Here is a 16,359-nt window from a genome sequence, read left to right on the forward strand (position 1 = left end):
ATGAGTGACTTGCGCGTGGGCATCCTCGGGTACGGCATCGGCGGGCGCGTCTTCCACGCCCCGCTGGTGGCGGCGACGCCCGGGCTCACCCCGGCGCTGATCACGACGTCGAGCAACGCCGCCCAGGCCCGCGCCGACCACCCGGGTGCGGAGGTCGTGCCCGACGCCGACGCCTTCTTCGAGCGGGCGGCCGACCTCGACCTCGTCGTGGTCAGCACGCCCAACCGCACGCACGTGCCGCTCGCGCTGCGGGCGATCGAGGCCGGCCTGCCGGTGGTCGTCGACAAGCCGTTCGCGCCGACCGCGCTCGAGGCCGAGCAGATCGTCGCCGCGGCGAAGGCGGCGGGCGTCGGCCTGACGGTTTTCCAGAACCGGCGGCTCGACTCCGACTTCCTCACCGTCCGGAAGGTCCTGGAGTCCGGGAAGCTCGGTGAAGTGTTCCGCTTCGAATCCCGCTACGACCGCTGGGTGCCGAAGCCGAAGGACAACTGGCGCGAGTTCGGCGACCCAGCCGAAGCCGGCGGCCTGCTCTACGACCTGGGCGCGCACATCGTCGACCAGGCGCTGCAGCTGTTCGGCCCGGTCACGCAGGTCTACGCCGAGGTCGACCGCCGCCGCGCCGGCGTCCAGGTCGACGACGACGTGTTCGTCGCGCTGAAGCACGCCAACGGCGTCCGCTCGCACCTGTGGGCGACGGCCCTCGCGGGCACGCTCAACCCGCGGTTCCGGGTCCTCGGCGACCAGGCGACGTTCACCAAGTACGGCCTCGACGTGCAGGAACCGCAGATCAAGACCGGGATGCGCCCGGGCGACGACGCGTGGGGTGTGGAGCCGGCGGCGGACGCGGGCAAGATCGGCGTCGGCAACGACGTCAAGACGGTCCCGACCGAAACCGGCCGCTACGAGCTGTTCTACGCGCAGGTGCGGGACGCGCTGCGCGGCGAAGGCGAGTTCCCGGTCGACCCCGAGTCGTCGGTCGAGGCCCTGCGGGTGATCGAGGCCGCGCACCGGTCCGGCGTCGAAGGGTCCGTGATCAAGCTCTGAGGACGGCGTCCTCGATCTCCCGCCGCATCCTCGTCAGACTGGCCGTGACGCCGGTGTCCCCCAGCGCCGACGTCACGGCCTCTTCCACGCTCGGCCGACCGGATCAGCCGCCGGGGTTCGGGTCTCCGCTCTGACCGGTGTCGTTGCCGCCGCGGTTACCGGTGCCGTTGCCGTTCCGGTTGCGCTGGCGGTTCTGCAGCTCCTGCAGCCGCTGCTGGAACTGGCGGAACTGGTCCAGCTGCTGCTGCCGGTCGTCGCCCCGGCCCGGCCCCCTCGGGTCGGGCTGCTGCTGATCCTCCGGCTGCTGGACCTCGACCTGCACCCGGTCCTGGGGTGAGCTGATCGCGGCCACGCGGTCGAAGCGTTCGCCCGGCTTGCCCGACAGGTAGAGCTGCATGAACCGGTCCCAGATCGGCCCGGCCAGGGTGGAGCCGAACAGCGGCGCGCCGCCCGGGCCGCGCAATGCCTTGTCACCGTCGCTGCCCACCCAGACCGCCGCCGACACCGAAGGTGTGTAGCCGACCATCCACGTCTGCGAGTTCGCGTTCGCCGCCGACGCGGGTTCGTCGTTCTGCGGGGTGTGCTGCTGGGTGCCGGTCTTGCCGGCGCATTCGTGGCCGGCCGGGCAGCTCAGCCGCGAGAACTGGATCACCGGGGCCAAGGCCGCGGTGACGTTCCCGGCGATCTGCGCGCTCTTGCCCGGGTCGTTGTCCGCGAAGGCGTCGGTCGACTGGTCCTTCGCCTGGTACGCGGTTTCGCCGTTCGCGTTGGTGACCTTCTGCACGAAGTGCCGGTCGCGCTGGCGGCCGTTCGCCGCGAACGTCGCGTACGCCGAGGCCATGTCCGCCGGCGTCACCTGGGTGCCGCCACCGCCGATCGAGATGTTGTTGTCGCCGGTGAACAACGCGCTGCGGCCGCCGTTGTCCTTGGTCCGGATCCCCGCTTCCTGCGCCGCTTCCGCCACGCCCGACGGCTTCGTCACGTTGAGCACCATGTCGTAGAACACCGTGTTCGTGGACCGCTGCATGGCTTCGGCGACCGTGCACTGCTGCGAGCAGCTGCTGCTGTCGCCCGCGTTGCGGACCGGCAGCTCGACGCCGGGGAACGTGCGCGGCGAGGTGCCGTCGAACCGCGCGTCGAGACCTCTGCCGAGCTTGAGGAACGCGGCCAGGTCGAACGGCTTCATCGACGAACCCGGGTTGTGCGCCTCGTCGGCCCAGTCGCGCCCGGCCAGGTCCTCGCCGTTCGGGCCCTTCACGATCGCGTCGCCGCCGTAGTAGGCGAGTACGCCGCCGGTCTTCGGGTCGACCGCCACCAGCGCGTCGAGGATCCGGCTGTCGGTCTGCCCGGCCATCTCCTCGGACACGGCCTTCTCTGCGGACTGCTGCGCCTGCGGGTCGATGGTGGTGAACACCTGGAACCCGCCGGAGTAGTACTGCTTCTCGTCGATGCCCTGCGCGGCCAGCTCGGCCTTGACCTGCTTCTTGATGAACGGGTTCAGCGCCCCGGCCTGCTTGCTCTCCCGCAGCGGGATCGGCGTCGGGAACTTCGCGGCGGCGCGCTGGGCCGGCGTCAGGTAGCCGTTCTTCAGCATCCGGTCGAGCGCCGTGGTCCACCGGCTCGTGGCGACGGCCGTGTTCTCCGACCGGCCCGGCTGCTGGATCAGCCCGGCCAGCAACGCCGCCTCCGAATAGCCGAGCTGGCCGACGTCCTTGCCGAAGTACGCCTGCGCGGCGGCCTGGATCCCGTAGGCGCCGCGGCCGAAGTAGATGATGTTGAGGTAGGCGGTGATGATGTCCGCCTTCTCGTAGGTCTGGTTCATCTTGAACGACTTCGCGAGCTCGACCCACTTGCGCGTCAGCGTCGGGTCGTCGTCGCCGGACGCGTTCTTGATGTACTGCTGGGAGATCGTCGACCCGCCGCCGGACCCGCCGGTGACCTGGTTGTACGCCGCGCGCAGGATGCCGCCGACGTCGAAACCGGAGTTCGTCTCGAACGACGCGTCTTCGGTCGCGATCACGGCCTTCTTGACGACGTCCGGGATCTGGCTCGCCGCCAGGATCTGCCGGTTGCCGCCCGTGGGCACGTCCTTGCCCATCTCGGTGCCGTCGCTGTAGAGGTACGTGACGGCCTGGCCCTGCGCCTGCGCGACCGTCTCCGGCGAGGGGACGTCGACGGCGAAGTAGGTGATCAGGAACGCGGCCGCGGGGACGAGGAAGAACAGCCCGGCGGCCACGTACGCGATCCGCCGGACCCGTCGCCAGCGCCGCCTCCGCAGGTCCTGCGCGGTCGCCGGCCGGGGCCGGCGCGGTGGCTGCCCCGGACGCGGCCGCAGGATCGGCACCGTCGGCGGGTCGTCCGGCTCGGTCCCGTTGTGCGCGTGGTGGGTGATCAGCTCCGGCTCGGCGCCGAGCAGCCCGGCGCGGGGCGCGCTGCCCCGGCGAGCCGCGCGGCGGCGACGTGGGTCGGGCTGCCGGCCAGGCGACGTGCGGTCGTTGTTCACGGGCCGTCCTCCACGGTGGGCTGCGGACGCAGTCCTCTCGGGAGGCACACGTACCGCCGCCCGCCGTGGTTCACCTCCGCGCGGAGCGCCGTCGCCGGCAGAGAACGGCGAAGGGCCCCGCACGTCACGTGCGGGGCCCTTCGCGCGGACCTGGCTACCCGGGCCCGGAGCCCGGTGGGGAGGCGACCCCGCCACCACCGCCGTTGTTGCCGAACCCGCCGGGTTCGATCGAGGTGATCGGCGGCCCGGGCCGGGTCCGGGTCTTCGTCGGCGTGTCGGTCGTGGTGTTCGACGGCTCGGTGCTGTCGGACGACTCCGGGCTGGTCGGGGTCGTCGTCGTGCTCGGCGTGTCCGACGGCTTCGACGGCGTGGTGGTCACCGAGTTGACGTCCTTGCCGAGCGGCGCGACCTTGTCGAACTTCTCCGGCGGTTTGCCCTTGAGGTAGAGGCTCAGGAAGTTCTCCCACGTCGGGCCGGCGATCGTGGAACCGTAGATCGGCTTGTTCTTCGCGTCGTGCAGCGGCAGGTTGCCGTCGCCGCCGACCCAGACCGCGGCCGACACCGACGGGGTGTAGCCCACCATCCAGGTCTGCGCGTTGAGGTTGCCGTACGACGGCGGGTCGGAGTCCTTGGGCGCGTACTGCTGCGTACCGGTCTTGCCGGCGCATTCGTGGCCGGCCGGGCACTTCAGGTTCGAGTGCGAGATGACCGGCTTCAGCGCCTCGGTGACGTTGCCCGCGATCTGCTGGCTCTTGGCCGCGTCGTTGTCGAACGCCGGGTTGGTCTTGATGTTGTTCTCGTCGAACTCGACCTCGTCCTGGGCGTTCGTCAGCTTCGCGACGAAGTGCTGCTCGTGGTAGACGCCGCCGCTGGCGAACGACGAGTACGCGGCCGCCATGTCCCTCGGCGCCACCGCCGTCCGGCCACCGCCGAGCGAGATGTTGTTGTCACCGGCGAAGAGCGTCGCGTTGCCGCCGTTGTCGCTCGTCCGGACGCCGGCCTCCTTGGCCGCCGCCACGACCCCCGACGGTTTCACCTTGTTCAGCACCATGTCGTAGAACACGGTGTTCGCCGAAATCTCCATCGCGCGCGCGACCGTGCAGTCCTTGCCGCAGCTTTCGTCCTCGCCCGCGTTCCGGATCGGTTTGGCAACGCCGGGGAACTTGCGGTTGTTGGAGCCGTCGAAGACGTCGCCGAGGCCGCCGCCCATCTTGAGGAACCCGGTGAGGTCGAACGGCTTCATGGACGAACCGGGGTTGCGGGCCTGGTTCGCCCGGTCCTGGCCGATCTGGTCCTTGCCGTTCTTGTCCTTCACGATTTCCGGGCCGTAGTTGTAGGCGAGGATCCCGCCCGTCTTGGGATCCACCGCGACCAGGGCGCTGAGCAGGTTCTCGTCCGTCTGGCCCTTCATGCCTTCCGAGACGGCCTGGTCCGCGGCCGCCTGCGCGGCCGGGTCGATCGTCGTGTAGATCTTGGCGCCCGTGGAGAAGAGCTTGCTCTCGTCGTAGCCCTTCGCCGCGAGTTCGTCCTTGATCCGCTGCTGGACCTGGTAGCTCAGCTTGCCCGAAACCTGCTCCTTGTTGGAGTTCTTCGGGATCGGCGTCGGGTACTGGGCCGTGGCGCGCTCGTCCTGGCGCAGCCACTTGTTGGCCACCATCTGGTCCATCACGTACGTCCACCGCTTTTGGGCGTACTCCTGGTTTTCCGAGCGGCCCGGCCCCTGGATCAGGCCGGCCAGCAGAGAAGCCTCGGAAGCGTTGAGGTCCTTGGCGTCCTTGTTGAAGTACGCCTTCGCGGCCGCTTGGATGCCGTTCGCGCCGCGGCCGAAGTAGACGATGTTCAAGTAGGAGGTGATGATCTCTTCCTTGGACATCTGGTTGTTCATCTTGAACGACTTGGCCAGCTCGGTCCACTTGCGGGTCAGCGTCGGGGCGTCGTTCTGCGTCGCCTGCTTGATGTACTGCTGGGAGATGGTCGAACCACCGCCCTGGCCGCCGGTGACCTGGTTCCAGACCGCGCGCAGGATGCCCGTGACGTCGAAGCCCGAGTTGGTCTCGAACGTCGCGTCCTCCGCCGAGTAGACGGCGTGCTTGACGACGTCGGGCACTTCGCCCGGCTTGAGCAGCTGGCGGTCGCCGCCGGGCGGCAGCTCCCGGTCGATGATCTGGCCGCTGGTGTCGAAGTAGGTGATCGGCTGGTTCTGCAGCGCCTTGATGCTCTCCGGCGTCGGCACGTCGACCAGGAAGTAGGTGATGACGAACGCGATCGCGGGGACGACGAAGAACAGCCCGACGACGCCGTACGCCACGCGCCGGATGATCTTCCAGCGGCGCCGCTTGCGCTGCGCCGGCGAGAGGACCTTCTTGCCGTTTTCGTCGAGCTCGTCCTGGGGCTCGACATCGTCGGCGAACTCGTTGAACCGGGCGTCTTCGTACCCGTCGTCGTACGGGTCGCGGCCGAAGTCGTCGGTGCCGTTGTGCGCGTGGTGGGTGATGAGGTCCGGTTCGCGCTCGGCGGGCGGGGGGCCCGGGCGACGGCCGGCCCCCGGCTGGCGGAAGCCCTGCGGCGGCGAGCCGGGCGGCCCCTGCTGGGGACGTCCGCCGCCGGGCGGCGGGACGGCCCGGCGCGGCGGCATGCCCTGCTGCTGGCGGGGTCGCTGCGGTCGCCGAGGCGGTTCTTCACTGGGCCACTGGGGGCCGCTCTCGTCGTCGGACGGCCAGCCGGGCTCGCCGCCACGGCCGGCGGGGACGCCCTGGGGTGGCGTGCCGCGCTGTGGACGGCGAGGGGCACCCTCGCCGGGCCATGCCGGTCCGGGGTCTTGGGCACGGCGAGGTGCATCTGGCTCCTGGCCGGGCCAGGAGCGGTTGCGGTCGTCGTTCACGAATGGGCCTCCCAGACCGGCACCGGGTGAGGCGTCGGCCTGTGCTCTCCAGCGGTTGTGATCCAGCTCACCGGCCTGCGGTCCTTCGCGGACCGTCGGCCGGCTCTCCTGTGCCAAGGACGTATGACCGCACCAGGTGGTTCCAGTGGCACGCCCGGCACACTTCGACGTCGTACACGGTGAACTCGGCGAACAGGCCGGCCATCCTGGCCAGCTCTTCGGGGGACCTCGCCGAGCCCGCGACGTGCTTGAGTTCGTCACCGTAGACCCAGGACACCAGGGTCAGCGGTTCCTGGCGGCAGATCGGGCAGGGCCGGTCACCGGCCCGGCCGTGGAACTTCGCCGCCCGCAACAGGTACGGGCTCGCGTCGCAGGCTTCGTAGCTGCCGACGCGCCCGGAGCGGACTTCGGCGAGCAGCGCACGGCGCTGCAACGCGTAGTCCACGACCTGCCGCTGATTAATCACCAGGACAGACTACGGGCTCTTCCTGTGTCGTCCACGCCCCCTAGCGCGGGCACCGCTGCCACCGGGGCGGACACGCCGGACGTTCGATAACTCTCCGGTGAATTTCGCCCACCCCCGGATGACCGGCACCTGTTGGCTTCACCACTTCGATGTATCGGCGCGATATAGTGGCTGAGTAGGTTGGATCGAGGCGATCGTTCGGAGCAACGCGGTTCGTCTCGGTTTGTTCCCGGAAGGGGGTGCGGTGTGCTGGAGTTCGCGATCCTCGGTCTTCTGCACGAAGCGCCCATGCACGGGTATGTGCTGCGCAAGCGGCTGAACGAGACGCTCGGCACGTTCCGGACGTTCTCGTACGGCTCGCTGTACCCGACCCTGCGGCGGCTGCTGCGGGCCGGGTACCTGGTCGAAGAGCTGGACGAGGACGGCGACCGCGCGTGGTCGCGCCGCGGACGGCGGGTCTACAAGCTCACCGCGGAGGGCAAGGAGCGCTTCGGCGAGCTGCTCGGCGACGCCGGGCCGCAGACCTGGGACGACGAGGGCTTCGGCGTCCACCTGGCGTTCTTCTCGCGGACCCCGGCCGACGTGCGGATGCGGATCCTCGAGGGCCGCCGCCGTCGCGTCGAGGAACGCCGCGAGGGCTTGCGGGCGGCGCTGGCCAGGGCCGAGCAGAAGATCGATCGCTACACCCGCGAGCTGCACCGGCTGGGGCTGGAGACCAGCGAGCGGGAGGTGCGCTGGCTCAACGAGCTGATCGCGCACGAACAAGCCGAACGGCAGGGTCCCGAGACCTGAGCCGGCGGCCGGGCCGCAGCGTCGCGGCACCAGACCTACTGAACAGACGATTGAAGGAGAAACCCCCATGGGCGAGAACCGCCGCGTACGGGTGGCCATCGTGGGCGTCGGCAACTGCGCGGCGTCGCTGGTCCAGGGTGTCCAGTACTACCGCGACGCGGACCCGGCCACCCGCGTCCCCGGTCTGATGCACGTCGACTTCGGCGGGTACCACGTCCGCGACATCGAGTTCGTCGCCGCGTTCGACGTGGACGCCAAGAAGGTCAGCCGCGACCTGTCCGAGGCGATCTTCGCCTCCGAGAACAACACCATCAAGATCGCCGACGTGCCGCCGCTCGGCGTCACCGTCCAGCGCGGCCACACCTTCGACGGGCTCGGCCGCTTCTACCGCGAGACGATCGAGGAGTCCGACGAGACCCCGGTCGACATCGTCGCGGCGCTGCGCGAGGCCGAGGTCGACGTGCTGGTCTCGTACCTGCCGGTGGGCTCGGAAGAGGCCGACAAGTTCTACGCCCAGTGCGCGATCGACGCCGGCGTGGCGTTCGTCAACGCGCTTCCGGTGTTCATCGCCTCCGACCCGGAGTGGGCGAAGAAGTTCGAAGACGCCGGTGTCCCGATCGTCGGCGACGACATCAAGTCCCAGGTCGGCGCGACCATCACGCACCGCGTGCTGGCGAAGCTGTTCGAGGACCGCGGCGTCCAGCTCGACCGGACGATGCAGCTCAACGTGGGCGGGAACATGGACTTCCTGAACATGAAGGAGCTGGAGCGGCTCGAGTCGAAGAAGATCTCGAAGACCCAGTCCGTCACGTCGCAGGTCGACCGCGAGCTCGGCAAGGGCAACGTCCACATCGGACCGTCGGACTACGTGCAGTGGCTCGACGACCGCAAGTGGGCCTACGTCCGGCTCGAGGGCCGCGCGTTCGGTGACGTGCCGCTGAACCTGGAGTACAAGCTCGAGGTGTGGGACTCGCCGAACTCGGCGGGCATCATCATCGACGCGGTGCGCGCGGCGAAGATCGCGAAGGACCGCGGCATCGGCGGCCCGATCCTGTCGGCGTCCTCCTACTTCATGAAGTCGCCGCCGGAGCAGTACGACGACGCGACCGCCCGCGACGCCGTCGAGAAGTTCATCCGCGGCGAGCTCTGAGCCGCTACCGCCGAGGAGGCCGTCACCGCTGGTGACGGCCTTCTTCGCGTGGTCCACTAAACCGGTGGGGCGGGGCGCGCGTTGGCGGGGCGTGAGTGCGAGCGTGGGCGAAAGCGCGCCGGGGGATCTGGGTGCGCCGACCTTCCACGACCTGTTCAGGGAGCACTTCGGCCAGATGACGCGGCTGGCCCGCCTGCTCGGGGCAGACGACGCGGAGAACGTCGCGCAGGAGGCGTTCGTCAAGCTCCACCAGCGCTGGGACTCGCTCACCGACCACACCCGGGTCGCCGGCTACCTCCGGACGACCGTGGTCAACATGTCGCGGTCGCGGACCAGGCACCTGCGGGTGGTCCGCCGGACACCGCAGGACCGGCCGCCGGACGAGCTGTCGGCCGAGGTCAGAGCGGTGGCCAACTGGGAGCACGAACGGCTGCGCGGAGTCCTGGGGAAGTTGTCCCGTCGCCAACGCGAAGTTCTGGTGCTTCGCTACTGGCTGGACCTGAGCACGGCGGGCATCGCGGAGACGCTCGGCATTTCGCCGGGCACGGTCAAGGCGACCACCCACCACGCGATGGAGAACCTGCGCAAGCACCTGGGGGACGAGCCGGGAGGTGAGCGATGACCGACCTCGAACGCAAGCTGGCCGACGCCCTGCGCGAGCAGGCCGGGGAGGTCACGCCAAACCTGGACGCGGCCTGGGCCGAGCAGCAGCGCAGGCAGCGCCGCCCCCGCCGGCGGCGGGCGACGGTGTGGATCGCGCCGCTGGCCGCGGTCCTCGTGGTGCTGACCAGTGTGTTGCTGGCCACGCAAGTGAACCGGGCCCCGGCCCCGCCGGCGAACCCCGGTGAGCCGCTGACGCTCGCCAAGCCGGTGTACGTGCCGATGGCGGAGCTGCTCGGGATGAGCTCGCCGGTGGCGCTCACGGAGTTCGCCGGGCAGACCGACCGCTGGCGGGCCTGGGCGTTCACGACGCACCGGCGAGGCGAGTCCGGCCTGCTGTTCTGCGTGGCCGCGTTCCCCCGGGACCAGCCGTTCGACCGCGCCGGCTCGCAGTACGGCGTTTCGCCGCAGTGCGTCCCCTTCGCCTCGGCGGAGGGGAAGGTCGTGCTCGCCGGGTATGTCGGCGAAGCCGCCGCGCCGCTGCCGCCGGGCAAAGCGGTCTACCTGGTCGGCGCCACGTCGAACCTCCTGCGGCTCTACGACGCGAAGGGTGATCTGAGCCAGGGCAAGTGGGTCGGCAGGCCGGCGAATTCGTACGAGGTGTTCGTGGCCGACGTGTCTCCCGGCTCGCCGCCGGTGCGGTACGAGGTCAGCTGAGCCCCAGTGCACCCGGCAGGTCGGTGATCTTCTCGACCACCGCCGTGGCCTGCCCCAGCACCTCCGGGTCCGGCGGGAAGTGCGGGTTCGGCACGGCATACACGGCCATCCCCGCCGCCAGAGCCGACCGGAGCCCGTTCGTCGTGTCCTCCACGGCCGCGCAGTCCGACGGCGCGACACCCAGCAGCTCGGCCGCCTTCAGGTACACGTCCGGGGCCGGCTTCCCGGCTCCGACCTGCTCGGACGAGACCGCCGCGCCCACCGGCAGGCCCGTCACGTCCAGGAAGCCCTTGATCAGGATCACCGGGGACGAGCTGGCGATCGCGACCGGCCGGCGTGCCGACACCTGCCGGACGACCTCCACCGCGCCCGGGATCAGCGGGGGCTCCTGCGCGTACCGGGCCGCCATCCGCTTGACCACCAGCGTCGCGATCTCGGGTGGTGTGAGCTGCGCGCCCAGCTCCTCCACCAGGTACCGCGCCCATTCCGGGGTGCTCATCCCCTGCTGGGCGCGCGTCGCTTCCGGACGCCACGTGCCGCCGTGCTCGGCGACCACCGCGCGCCGCACCTCGTCCCAGATGCGCTCGGAGTCCACCAGTACGCCGTCGAGGTCGAAGATCACCGCGTCCATCTCCCGAGCGTAACCTGTGAGCCGAATTACTTAGCTACCCTTACTAAATTTTGTTAGCCTGGCTAAGTGACTTCCCCGATCGCCGACCTCGCCCACCGGCTGCGGCCGCTGGTCTTCCGGCTGTACCACCAGGTGCGCCGCCAGACCCCGCAGCTGACGCTGACCCTCACCCAGGGCTCGGTGCTGAGCGAGCTGGTCAACGGCGGGCCGCGGCGGATGAGCGCCCTGGCCGAGTTCGAACGGGTCAAGCTGCCGTCGATGACCGACGTCGTCAGCCGGCTCGAACGCCTCGGCCTCGCCACCCGCGCGCCGGACCCCGCCGACCGGCGGGCGGTGCTCGTGGACGTCACCGACGAGGGTCGTCGCTTCTACGCCGAGATGGTCGCCGCCCGCGAGGAGTTCCTCCGCGAGCGACTGATCGCGATGGACGACGCCGACCGCGCAGCGATCGAAGCCGCCCTTCCGGCTCTCGCCAAGTTGCTCGTTGACACCAAGAAGGAGGAACTGATCAGCGATGAGCGCTGAGCACCACTCGAGCCTGCTGGACGCCGTCAAGGGCCAGCCCAAGCAGGTGTGGATCACCGCGTTCGCCGCGGTCATCGCCTTCATGGGGATCGGCCTGGTCGACCCGATCCTGCTGTCCATCGCCAAGGGCCTGGACGCGACGCCGTCGCAGGTCACCTTGCTCTTCTCGTCGTACCTCGGCGTCCAGGTCATCGCGATGCTGGTCACCGGGGCGGCGAGCGCCAGGTTCGGCCCGAAACGCACCGTCCTCGTCGGGCTGACCCTGATCGTCGCGGCCACCGCCCTCTGCGCGGCCGCCGGCTCGATCGAGCAGCTCGTCGGGCTGCGCGCGGTCTGGGGTCTCGGCAACGCCTTCTTCATCGCGACGGCGCTTTCGGTGATCGTCGGCGCCGCGACCGGCGGCCAGGGTGGCGCGATCCTGCTCTACGAAGCCGCTCTGGGTGTCGGCCTGTCGGTCGGCCCGCTGCTGGGCGCGCTGCTCGGCAGCATCTCGTGGCGCGGCCCGTTCCTCGGCACCGCCGTCCTGATGGCGGGCGCGCTCGTGCTGTGCGCGGTCTTCCTGAAGAGCGACAAGCACGAGAAGCGCGAGCCGATCAAGCTGCTCGACCCGCTTCGCGCGCTGAAGCACACCGGTCTGCTGCGCACGTCCGTCGCGTCGGCGCTGTACACCGCCGCGTTCTTCGCGGTGCTGGCCTGGTCGCCGTTCGTGCTGGGCTGGAACGCCATCGCCGTCGGGCTGATCTTCTGCGGCTGGGGCCTGTGCGTCGCCGTCGCCGGGGTCGCCTTGGCGCCGCGGCTGGCCGCCAAGCTCGGCGAGCGGCACGCCGCCGCGGCCGCCGTGTTCGGGTACGCCGTGCTGATGCTGGTGCTGGCCGTGCCGAGCAAGCCGGTGCTGGTCGCCGGGATCATCGTCTCCGGCCTGGTCTCGGGGCTGCTGAACACGCTGTTCACCGGCACCGCGATGTCGATCAGCGACGCGCCGCGCCCGGTCGCGAGCGCGGGCTACAACTTCTGCCGCTGGCTCGGGGGTGCCGTCGCCGCGACGCTCGTCGGGCACGTCGCCGAGTGGTTCGGCTCGCCGCAGGCGCCGTTCGTCGCCTCGGCCGTGCTGTGCGTGATCGCCGGCGGCCTGCTTTCGCTGCGGGAGAAGAAGGCGGACCCGCACGCGGTGCCGCAGGAAGCGGTGCTCGTCGGCGAGGAGTTCTGACGGCGGACCAGTACACCTGACGTTCACCTGGATGTCTGGATTGGCTGGTTTTGGGAGCTTAGGTTCGGTTCGTTCCCGAACTCCCACCATGGAGGCGTTGTGCTCGACCGCCTGCTCCCGCTGTTCCCCGCCCACCCCGGCGGCCGGTCCCCGGTCACCTGCGAGTACCGCTGCGGCAACGCGTGCGCCCACCCCGAGGCGAACGAGTCCGCCAACGAGTACTTCGGCGACGTCGTCAAGGACCTCTCGCGCCGCCGCGTCTTCAAGGCCGGTGCCGTGATGGCCGCCGCCGCGGGTGGGTTCGCCGCCCTCTCGGGCACGGCGGCGGCCGCGCCGCTCCAGAAGCCTCGGCCGCCGCGCCCGGTGCCCGGCACCGACTTCGACCCGGTCGCGCCGAACAAGCTCGACCAGGTCAGCATCCCCGACGGCTACGCCCAGCGCGTCGTGGTCCGCTGGGGCGACGCGGTCGTCCCGGGCGCGCCGAAGTTCGACTTCGACCGGCAGACGGCGGCCGCGCAGGCGAAGCAGTTCGGCTACAACAACGACTTCGTCGGCCTGATCCCGCAGGATCCCCTCGGCCTGACCAACCTGCTCGTGGTCAACCACGAGTACACGACCGAGGTCCACATGTTCCCGGCCGGCCAGTACGACCCGGCGAACCCGACCGAGGAGCAGGTGAAGATCGCCTGGGCGGCGCACGGCCTCTCGGTGCTGCTGACCCGCCGCGACCCGGTCCGCGGCGGCCTCGAGGTCGTGCCGAGCCGGTACGGCCGCCGCATCACGCTCGACACCGTCTTCGAGGTCCGCGGCCCGGCCGCCGGCTCGAAGTTCCTGAAGACGTCGGCCGACCCGAGCGGGCGCAGGGTCCGCGGCACCCAGAACAACTGCTCCGGCGGCGTGACCCCGTGGGGCACCGTGCTCTCCGGCGAGGAGAACTTCGACCAGTACTTCGCGAACGCCGACAAGGTCACCGACCCGGTCGAGGCGGCGCGGCTCAAGCGGTACACGGTCGGCACCGGCACGAGCACCCGCAAGTGGGAGCGGTTCGACAAGCGCTGGGACGTCGCGCAGGAGCCGAACGAGCCGAACCGGTTCGGCTGGGTCGTCGAGATCGACCCGAACGACCCGGACTCGACGCCGGTCAAGCACACCGCGCTCGGCCGGTTCAAGCACGAGGCCGCGAACATCAAGATCACCGCCGACGGCCGGGTCGCCGTCTACTCCGGCGACGACAGCCGGTTCGAGTACATCTACAAGTTCGTCTCGAAGGACAGGTACAAGCCCGGGAACAGCGCCCACGCGCGTCGCCACAACTCCGCGTTGCTCGACGAAGGCACGCTGTACGTCGGCCGCTTCACCGGCGACAGCCCCGCGGCCGAGATCGACGGCACCGGCAAGCTCCCCGCGGACCACGAGTTCGACGGCACCGGCGAGTGGATTCCCCTGGCGAGCGGCACCAAGTCCTTTGTGGACGGATTCACCGCCGAAGAGGTGTACGTCTTCACGCGCCAGGCCGCCGACAAGGTAGCCGCCACGAAGATGGACCGGCCCGAGGACATCGAGCCGAACCCGGTCAACGGCCGGATCTACGCGGCGCTGACCAACAACACCGACCGCGGCGCGGCGGGCAAGGCCGGCGTCGACGAGCCGAACCCGCGCGTGGGCAACAAGAACGGTCACGTCCTGGAGTGGGAGGAGCACCGCGGCGACGCGGCGTCGACGAAGTTCTCCTGGCGGCTGCTGCTCGTCTGCGGCGACCCGGCCGCGGCCGACACCTACTTCGGCGGCTTCGACAAGACCAAGGTCAGCCCGATCTCCTGCCCGGACAACGTGGCCTTCGACCGGCACGGCAACCTCTGGATCGCCACCGACGGCAACGCGCTCGGCGCGAACGACGGCCTGTTCTCGGTGCCGGTGACCGGGCCGGAACGCGGTCAGGTCAAGCAGTTCCTTTCGGTGCCGGTCGGCGCCGAGACCTGCGGCCCGGTGGTGACGGACAACCTGGTGCTCGTCGCCGTGCAGCACCCGGGCGAGAACGCGGCGAGCTCGGCGAACCCGACGTCGCACTGGCCCGACGGCGGTAGTGCGCAGCCGCGGCCGTCGATCGTGTCGGTGTGGAAGAAGGGCCCCTTCGGCCGCATCGGCGAACGCTGACGTCCGGGGTCCGCGCCGCCGAGGTTCACTCTTAAGTGGACGGTTCTCGGCCGGTGCGGGCCCTGGCCTCGCGTCATAGTCGGTGGGTGATCTTCTCGGCGCGCGCGATGGCACTGGCGGTGGCGGCTTCGGCGGTCGTGGTCCCCACGGCGACCGCGGACCCGGCGCCCGGGTGCGGCGGCGTCGCGGGCAACCCGAGCGTCGAGCAGACGACGGCCAACGGCGCTCCGGACGGCTACGTCTTCACCCCGGCCGCGCCGGTGCCGCCCGGCACACCCCCGGCCAAGCAGCCGAAGCTGCTGACCGAGCAGGCGTTCGCCGTGGACGGGCAGCGGTCGGCGGTGATCCAGACGCCGGACGGCAAGGCCAGCGCCGCCACCCAGACCGAGAAGTTCGTCCCCGGCGGCGTCTACACGCTCAGCGTGTCGACCGGCTCGTACGCGCCGGGCGCCGGACCCGCGACGGGCCTGCGCTTCTTCGACGTCAACGGCGCCCAGGTGCAGGAGACCAAGCTGGTCGCCGACCACGACGCGAGTGACGGGCACCTGGCGAAACAGGACTTCCCGGCGGCGACCGCTCCGGCGAAGGCCACGAGCGTGAAGTTCTTCGCCACGACCAGCTCCGAGCGGCTGCGCTGGGACTGCGTCGGCCTCCAGCTGGCCGCGTACTCGGTGAAGAAGGAAGTGCAGAACCCGGCGACCGGCGCGTGGGGCCCGTTCGCGACGGTGACGGCGGGCGAGACCGCGCACTACCGCGTCACGGTGACGAACGAGGGTTCGCAGGACCTCACCGGGATCGCGGTGCAGGACCCGTGGTGCAGCGGGTCGTTCGAGCCGTTCGCGCTGGCCGCGGGCGAGAACAGGCAGCTGACCTGCGACCACCCGAACCTCACGGTCGCCGACACCGGGCACGTCAACACGGCGAAGGTCACCGGCGTGCACTACCTGGGCGGCACGCTGGGCGACAAGACGGCGTCGGCGACGATCACCGTCGTGCCGCCGCCCGCGATCGCGAAGCTCGGCGACTTCGTGTGGAACGACCGCAACCGCGACGGCATCCAGGACCCGGACGAGCCCGGCGTCGCCGGCGTCAAGGTGACCCTGAAGGACGGCGCGGGCGGCACGGTCGGCACCGCGACCACGGACGCCGGCGGGAAGTACGGCTTCGAGAAGCTGAAGGACGGCACCTACCAGGTCTGCTTCGCGGTCCCGGCGGACTTCACGGTGACCCGCAAGGACGCGGCGGCCGACGACCGCGACTCCGACGCGGACCCCGACGGCTGCACCGACCCGCGCACGCTGGGCGGGCCGCACCGCGAGGACTTCACCGTGGACCTCGGCCTGGCCCCGCCGACGAACCGGATCGGCGACTTCGCCTGGTCGGACACGAACGGCAACGGCCTGCAGGACCCGGGCGAGCCGGGCCTGGCCGGGGTGAAAGTGGCGCTGGACAACGGCACGAGCGTGGTCACCGGCCCGGACGGCGCCTACGCCTTCACCGGCCTGGAAGACGGCAGCTACCGGCTCTGCTTCACGGCCGATGGCAAGCACCCGACCACCAAGGACGCGGGTGACGACGCGAAGGACTCGGACGCGGACCCGGCGACCGGGTGTGCGGACCCGCGTCAGCTCGGCCCCGGCAACCGCGACGACCGCACTGTGGACGTCGGCTTCGCGTAGTTACGGTGGT

General features: G+C 70.6%; 13 protein-coding genes. 9 read left to right on the forward strand and 4 right to left on the reverse strand.

Going from position 1 to position 16,359, the window contains the following annotated elements:
- Positions 1-1,044: an oxidoreductase gene (locus tag ACYVLJ_RS09895; RefSeq protein ID WP_460438400.1), complete on the forward strand. Its 1,044-nt coding sequence runs from the start codon at positions 1-3 to the stop codon at positions 1,042-1,044.
- Between the two features lie 103 nt (positions 1,045-1,147).
- Here ACYVLJ_RS09895 and ACYVLJ_RS09900 read toward each other — a convergent pair whose 3' ends face one another.
- The 3 genes from ACYVLJ_RS09900 to ACYVLJ_RS09910 all read right to left on the reverse strand — a co-directional run bounded on the left by ACYVLJ_RS09900 (position 1,148) and on the right by ACYVLJ_RS09910 (position 6,894).
- Positions 1,148-3,547, reverse strand: a complete 2,400-nt coding sequence (locus tag ACYVLJ_RS09900; protein ID WP_460438401.1) for a transglycosylase domain-containing protein — start codon at positions 3,545-3,547, stop codon at positions 1,148-1,150.
- Between the two features lie 154 nt (positions 3,548-3,701).
- The gene (locus tag ACYVLJ_RS09905) at positions 3,702-6,182 is read right to left on the reverse strand and encodes a transglycosylase domain-containing protein (protein WP_451970613.1); all 2,481 of its coding nucleotides are present in this window, start codon (positions 6,180-6,182) and stop codon (positions 3,702-3,704) included.
- A 313-nt stretch (positions 6,183-6,495) separates the two neighbouring features.
- Positions 6,496-6,894: a DUF5318 domain-containing protein gene (locus ACYVLJ_RS09910; RefSeq protein WP_460438402.1), complete on the reverse strand. Its 399-nt coding sequence runs from the start codon at positions 6,892-6,894 to the stop codon at positions 6,496-6,498.
- Between the two features lie 246 nt (positions 6,895-7,140).
- On the opposite strand from ACYVLJ_RS09910, the gene ACYVLJ_RS09915 reads away from it, so the two are divergent.
- The 4 genes from ACYVLJ_RS09915 (at position 7,141) to ACYVLJ_RS09930 (ending at position 10,153) form a co-directional block, all read left to right on the forward strand.
- Positions 7,141-7,686: a PadR family transcriptional regulator gene (locus ACYVLJ_RS09915; protein ID WP_451970608.1), complete on the forward strand. Its 546-nt coding sequence runs from the start codon at positions 7,141-7,143 to the stop codon at positions 7,684-7,686.
- 67 nt (positions 7,687-7,753) lie between these two features.
- Positions 7,754-8,836 (forward strand): inositol-3-phosphate synthase, encoded by a 1,083-nt coding sequence (locus ACYVLJ_RS09920; RefSeq protein WP_460438403.1) that lies wholly within the window; start codon positions 7,754-7,756, stop codon positions 8,834-8,836.
- A gap of 91 nt (positions 8,837-8,927) precedes the next feature.
- The gene (locus tag ACYVLJ_RS09925; RefSeq protein WP_460438404.1) at positions 8,928-9,458 is read left to right on the forward strand and encodes an RNA polymerase sigma factor; all 531 of its coding nucleotides are present in this window, start codon (positions 8,928-8,930) and stop codon (positions 9,456-9,458) included.
- On the forward strand, positions 9,455-10,153 hold the full coding sequence (locus ACYVLJ_RS09930; protein WP_460438405.1) for a hypothetical protein: 699 nt from the start codon (positions 9,455-9,457) through the stop codon (positions 10,151-10,153). Before ACYVLJ_RS09925 ends, ACYVLJ_RS09930 begins: the two co-directional genes overlap by 4 nt.
- Here the strand turns inward: ACYVLJ_RS09930 and ACYVLJ_RS09935 are convergent.
- Positions 10,146-10,784: an HAD family hydrolase gene (locus tag ACYVLJ_RS09935; RefSeq protein ID WP_460438406.1), complete on the reverse strand. Its 639-nt coding sequence runs from the start codon at positions 10,782-10,784 to the stop codon at positions 10,146-10,148. The two genes, ACYVLJ_RS09930 and ACYVLJ_RS09935, sit on opposite strands and share 8 nt — an antisense overlap.
- A 66-nt stretch (positions 10,785-10,850) precedes the next feature.
- Between ACYVLJ_RS09935 and ACYVLJ_RS09940 the strand changes: the two genes are divergently transcribed.
- The 4 genes from ACYVLJ_RS09940 to ACYVLJ_RS09955 all read left to right on the forward strand — a co-directional run bounded on the left by ACYVLJ_RS09940 (position 10,851) and on the right by ACYVLJ_RS09955 (position 16,349).
- Entirely contained in the window at positions 10,851-11,309 is a 459-nt protein-coding gene (locus tag ACYVLJ_RS09940; protein ID WP_451970596.1) for a MarR family winged helix-turn-helix transcriptional regulator, read from the forward strand.
- Positions 11,299-12,516, forward strand: coding sequence for an MFS transporter (locus tag ACYVLJ_RS09945; RefSeq protein ID WP_451970594.1), 1,218 nt, complete (start codon positions 11,299-11,301; stop codon positions 12,514-12,516). Before ACYVLJ_RS09940 ends, ACYVLJ_RS09945 begins: the two co-directional genes overlap by 11 nt.
- Positions 12,517-12,615: 99 nt before the next feature.
- Positions 12,616-14,670, forward strand: coding sequence for a PhoX family protein (locus tag ACYVLJ_RS09950; RefSeq protein ID WP_460438407.1), 2,055 nt, complete (start codon positions 12,616-12,618; stop codon positions 14,668-14,670).
- 86 nt (positions 14,671-14,756) lie between these two features.
- Positions 14,757-16,349, forward strand: coding sequence for a DUF7850 domain-containing protein (locus tag ACYVLJ_RS09955; protein ID WP_460438408.1), 1,593 nt, complete (start codon positions 14,757-14,759; stop codon positions 16,347-16,349).
- Positions 16,350-16,359: the final 10 nt, after the last annotated feature.

The sequence above is a fragment of the Amycolatopsis stemonae genome (assembly GCF_054781455.1).

Coding starts and splice junctions, on each gene's coding strand:
- ACYVLJ_RS09930 (WP_460438405.1), top strand. CDS start 9,455: ATGACCGACCTCGAACGCAAGCTGGCCGACGCCCTGCGCGAGCAGGCC.
- ACYVLJ_RS09920 (WP_460438403.1), top strand. CDS start 7,754: ATGGGCGAGAACCGCCGCGTACGGGTGGCCATCGTGGGCGTCGGCAAC.
- ACYVLJ_RS09945 (WP_451970594.1), top strand. CDS start 11,299: ATGAGCGCTGAGCACCACTCGAGCCTGCTGGACGCCGTCAAGGGCCAG.
- ACYVLJ_RS09895 (WP_460438400.1), top strand. CDS start 1: ATGAGTGACTTGCGCGTGGGCATCCTCGGGTACGGCATCGGCGGGCGC.
- ACYVLJ_RS09935 (WP_460438406.1), bottom strand. CDS start 10,784: ATGGACGCGGTGATCTTCGACCTCGACGGCGTACTGGTGGACTCCGAG.
- ACYVLJ_RS09905 (WP_451970613.1), bottom strand. CDS start 6,182: ATGCCGCCGCGCCGGGCCGTCCCGCCGCCCGGCGGCGGACGTCCCCAG.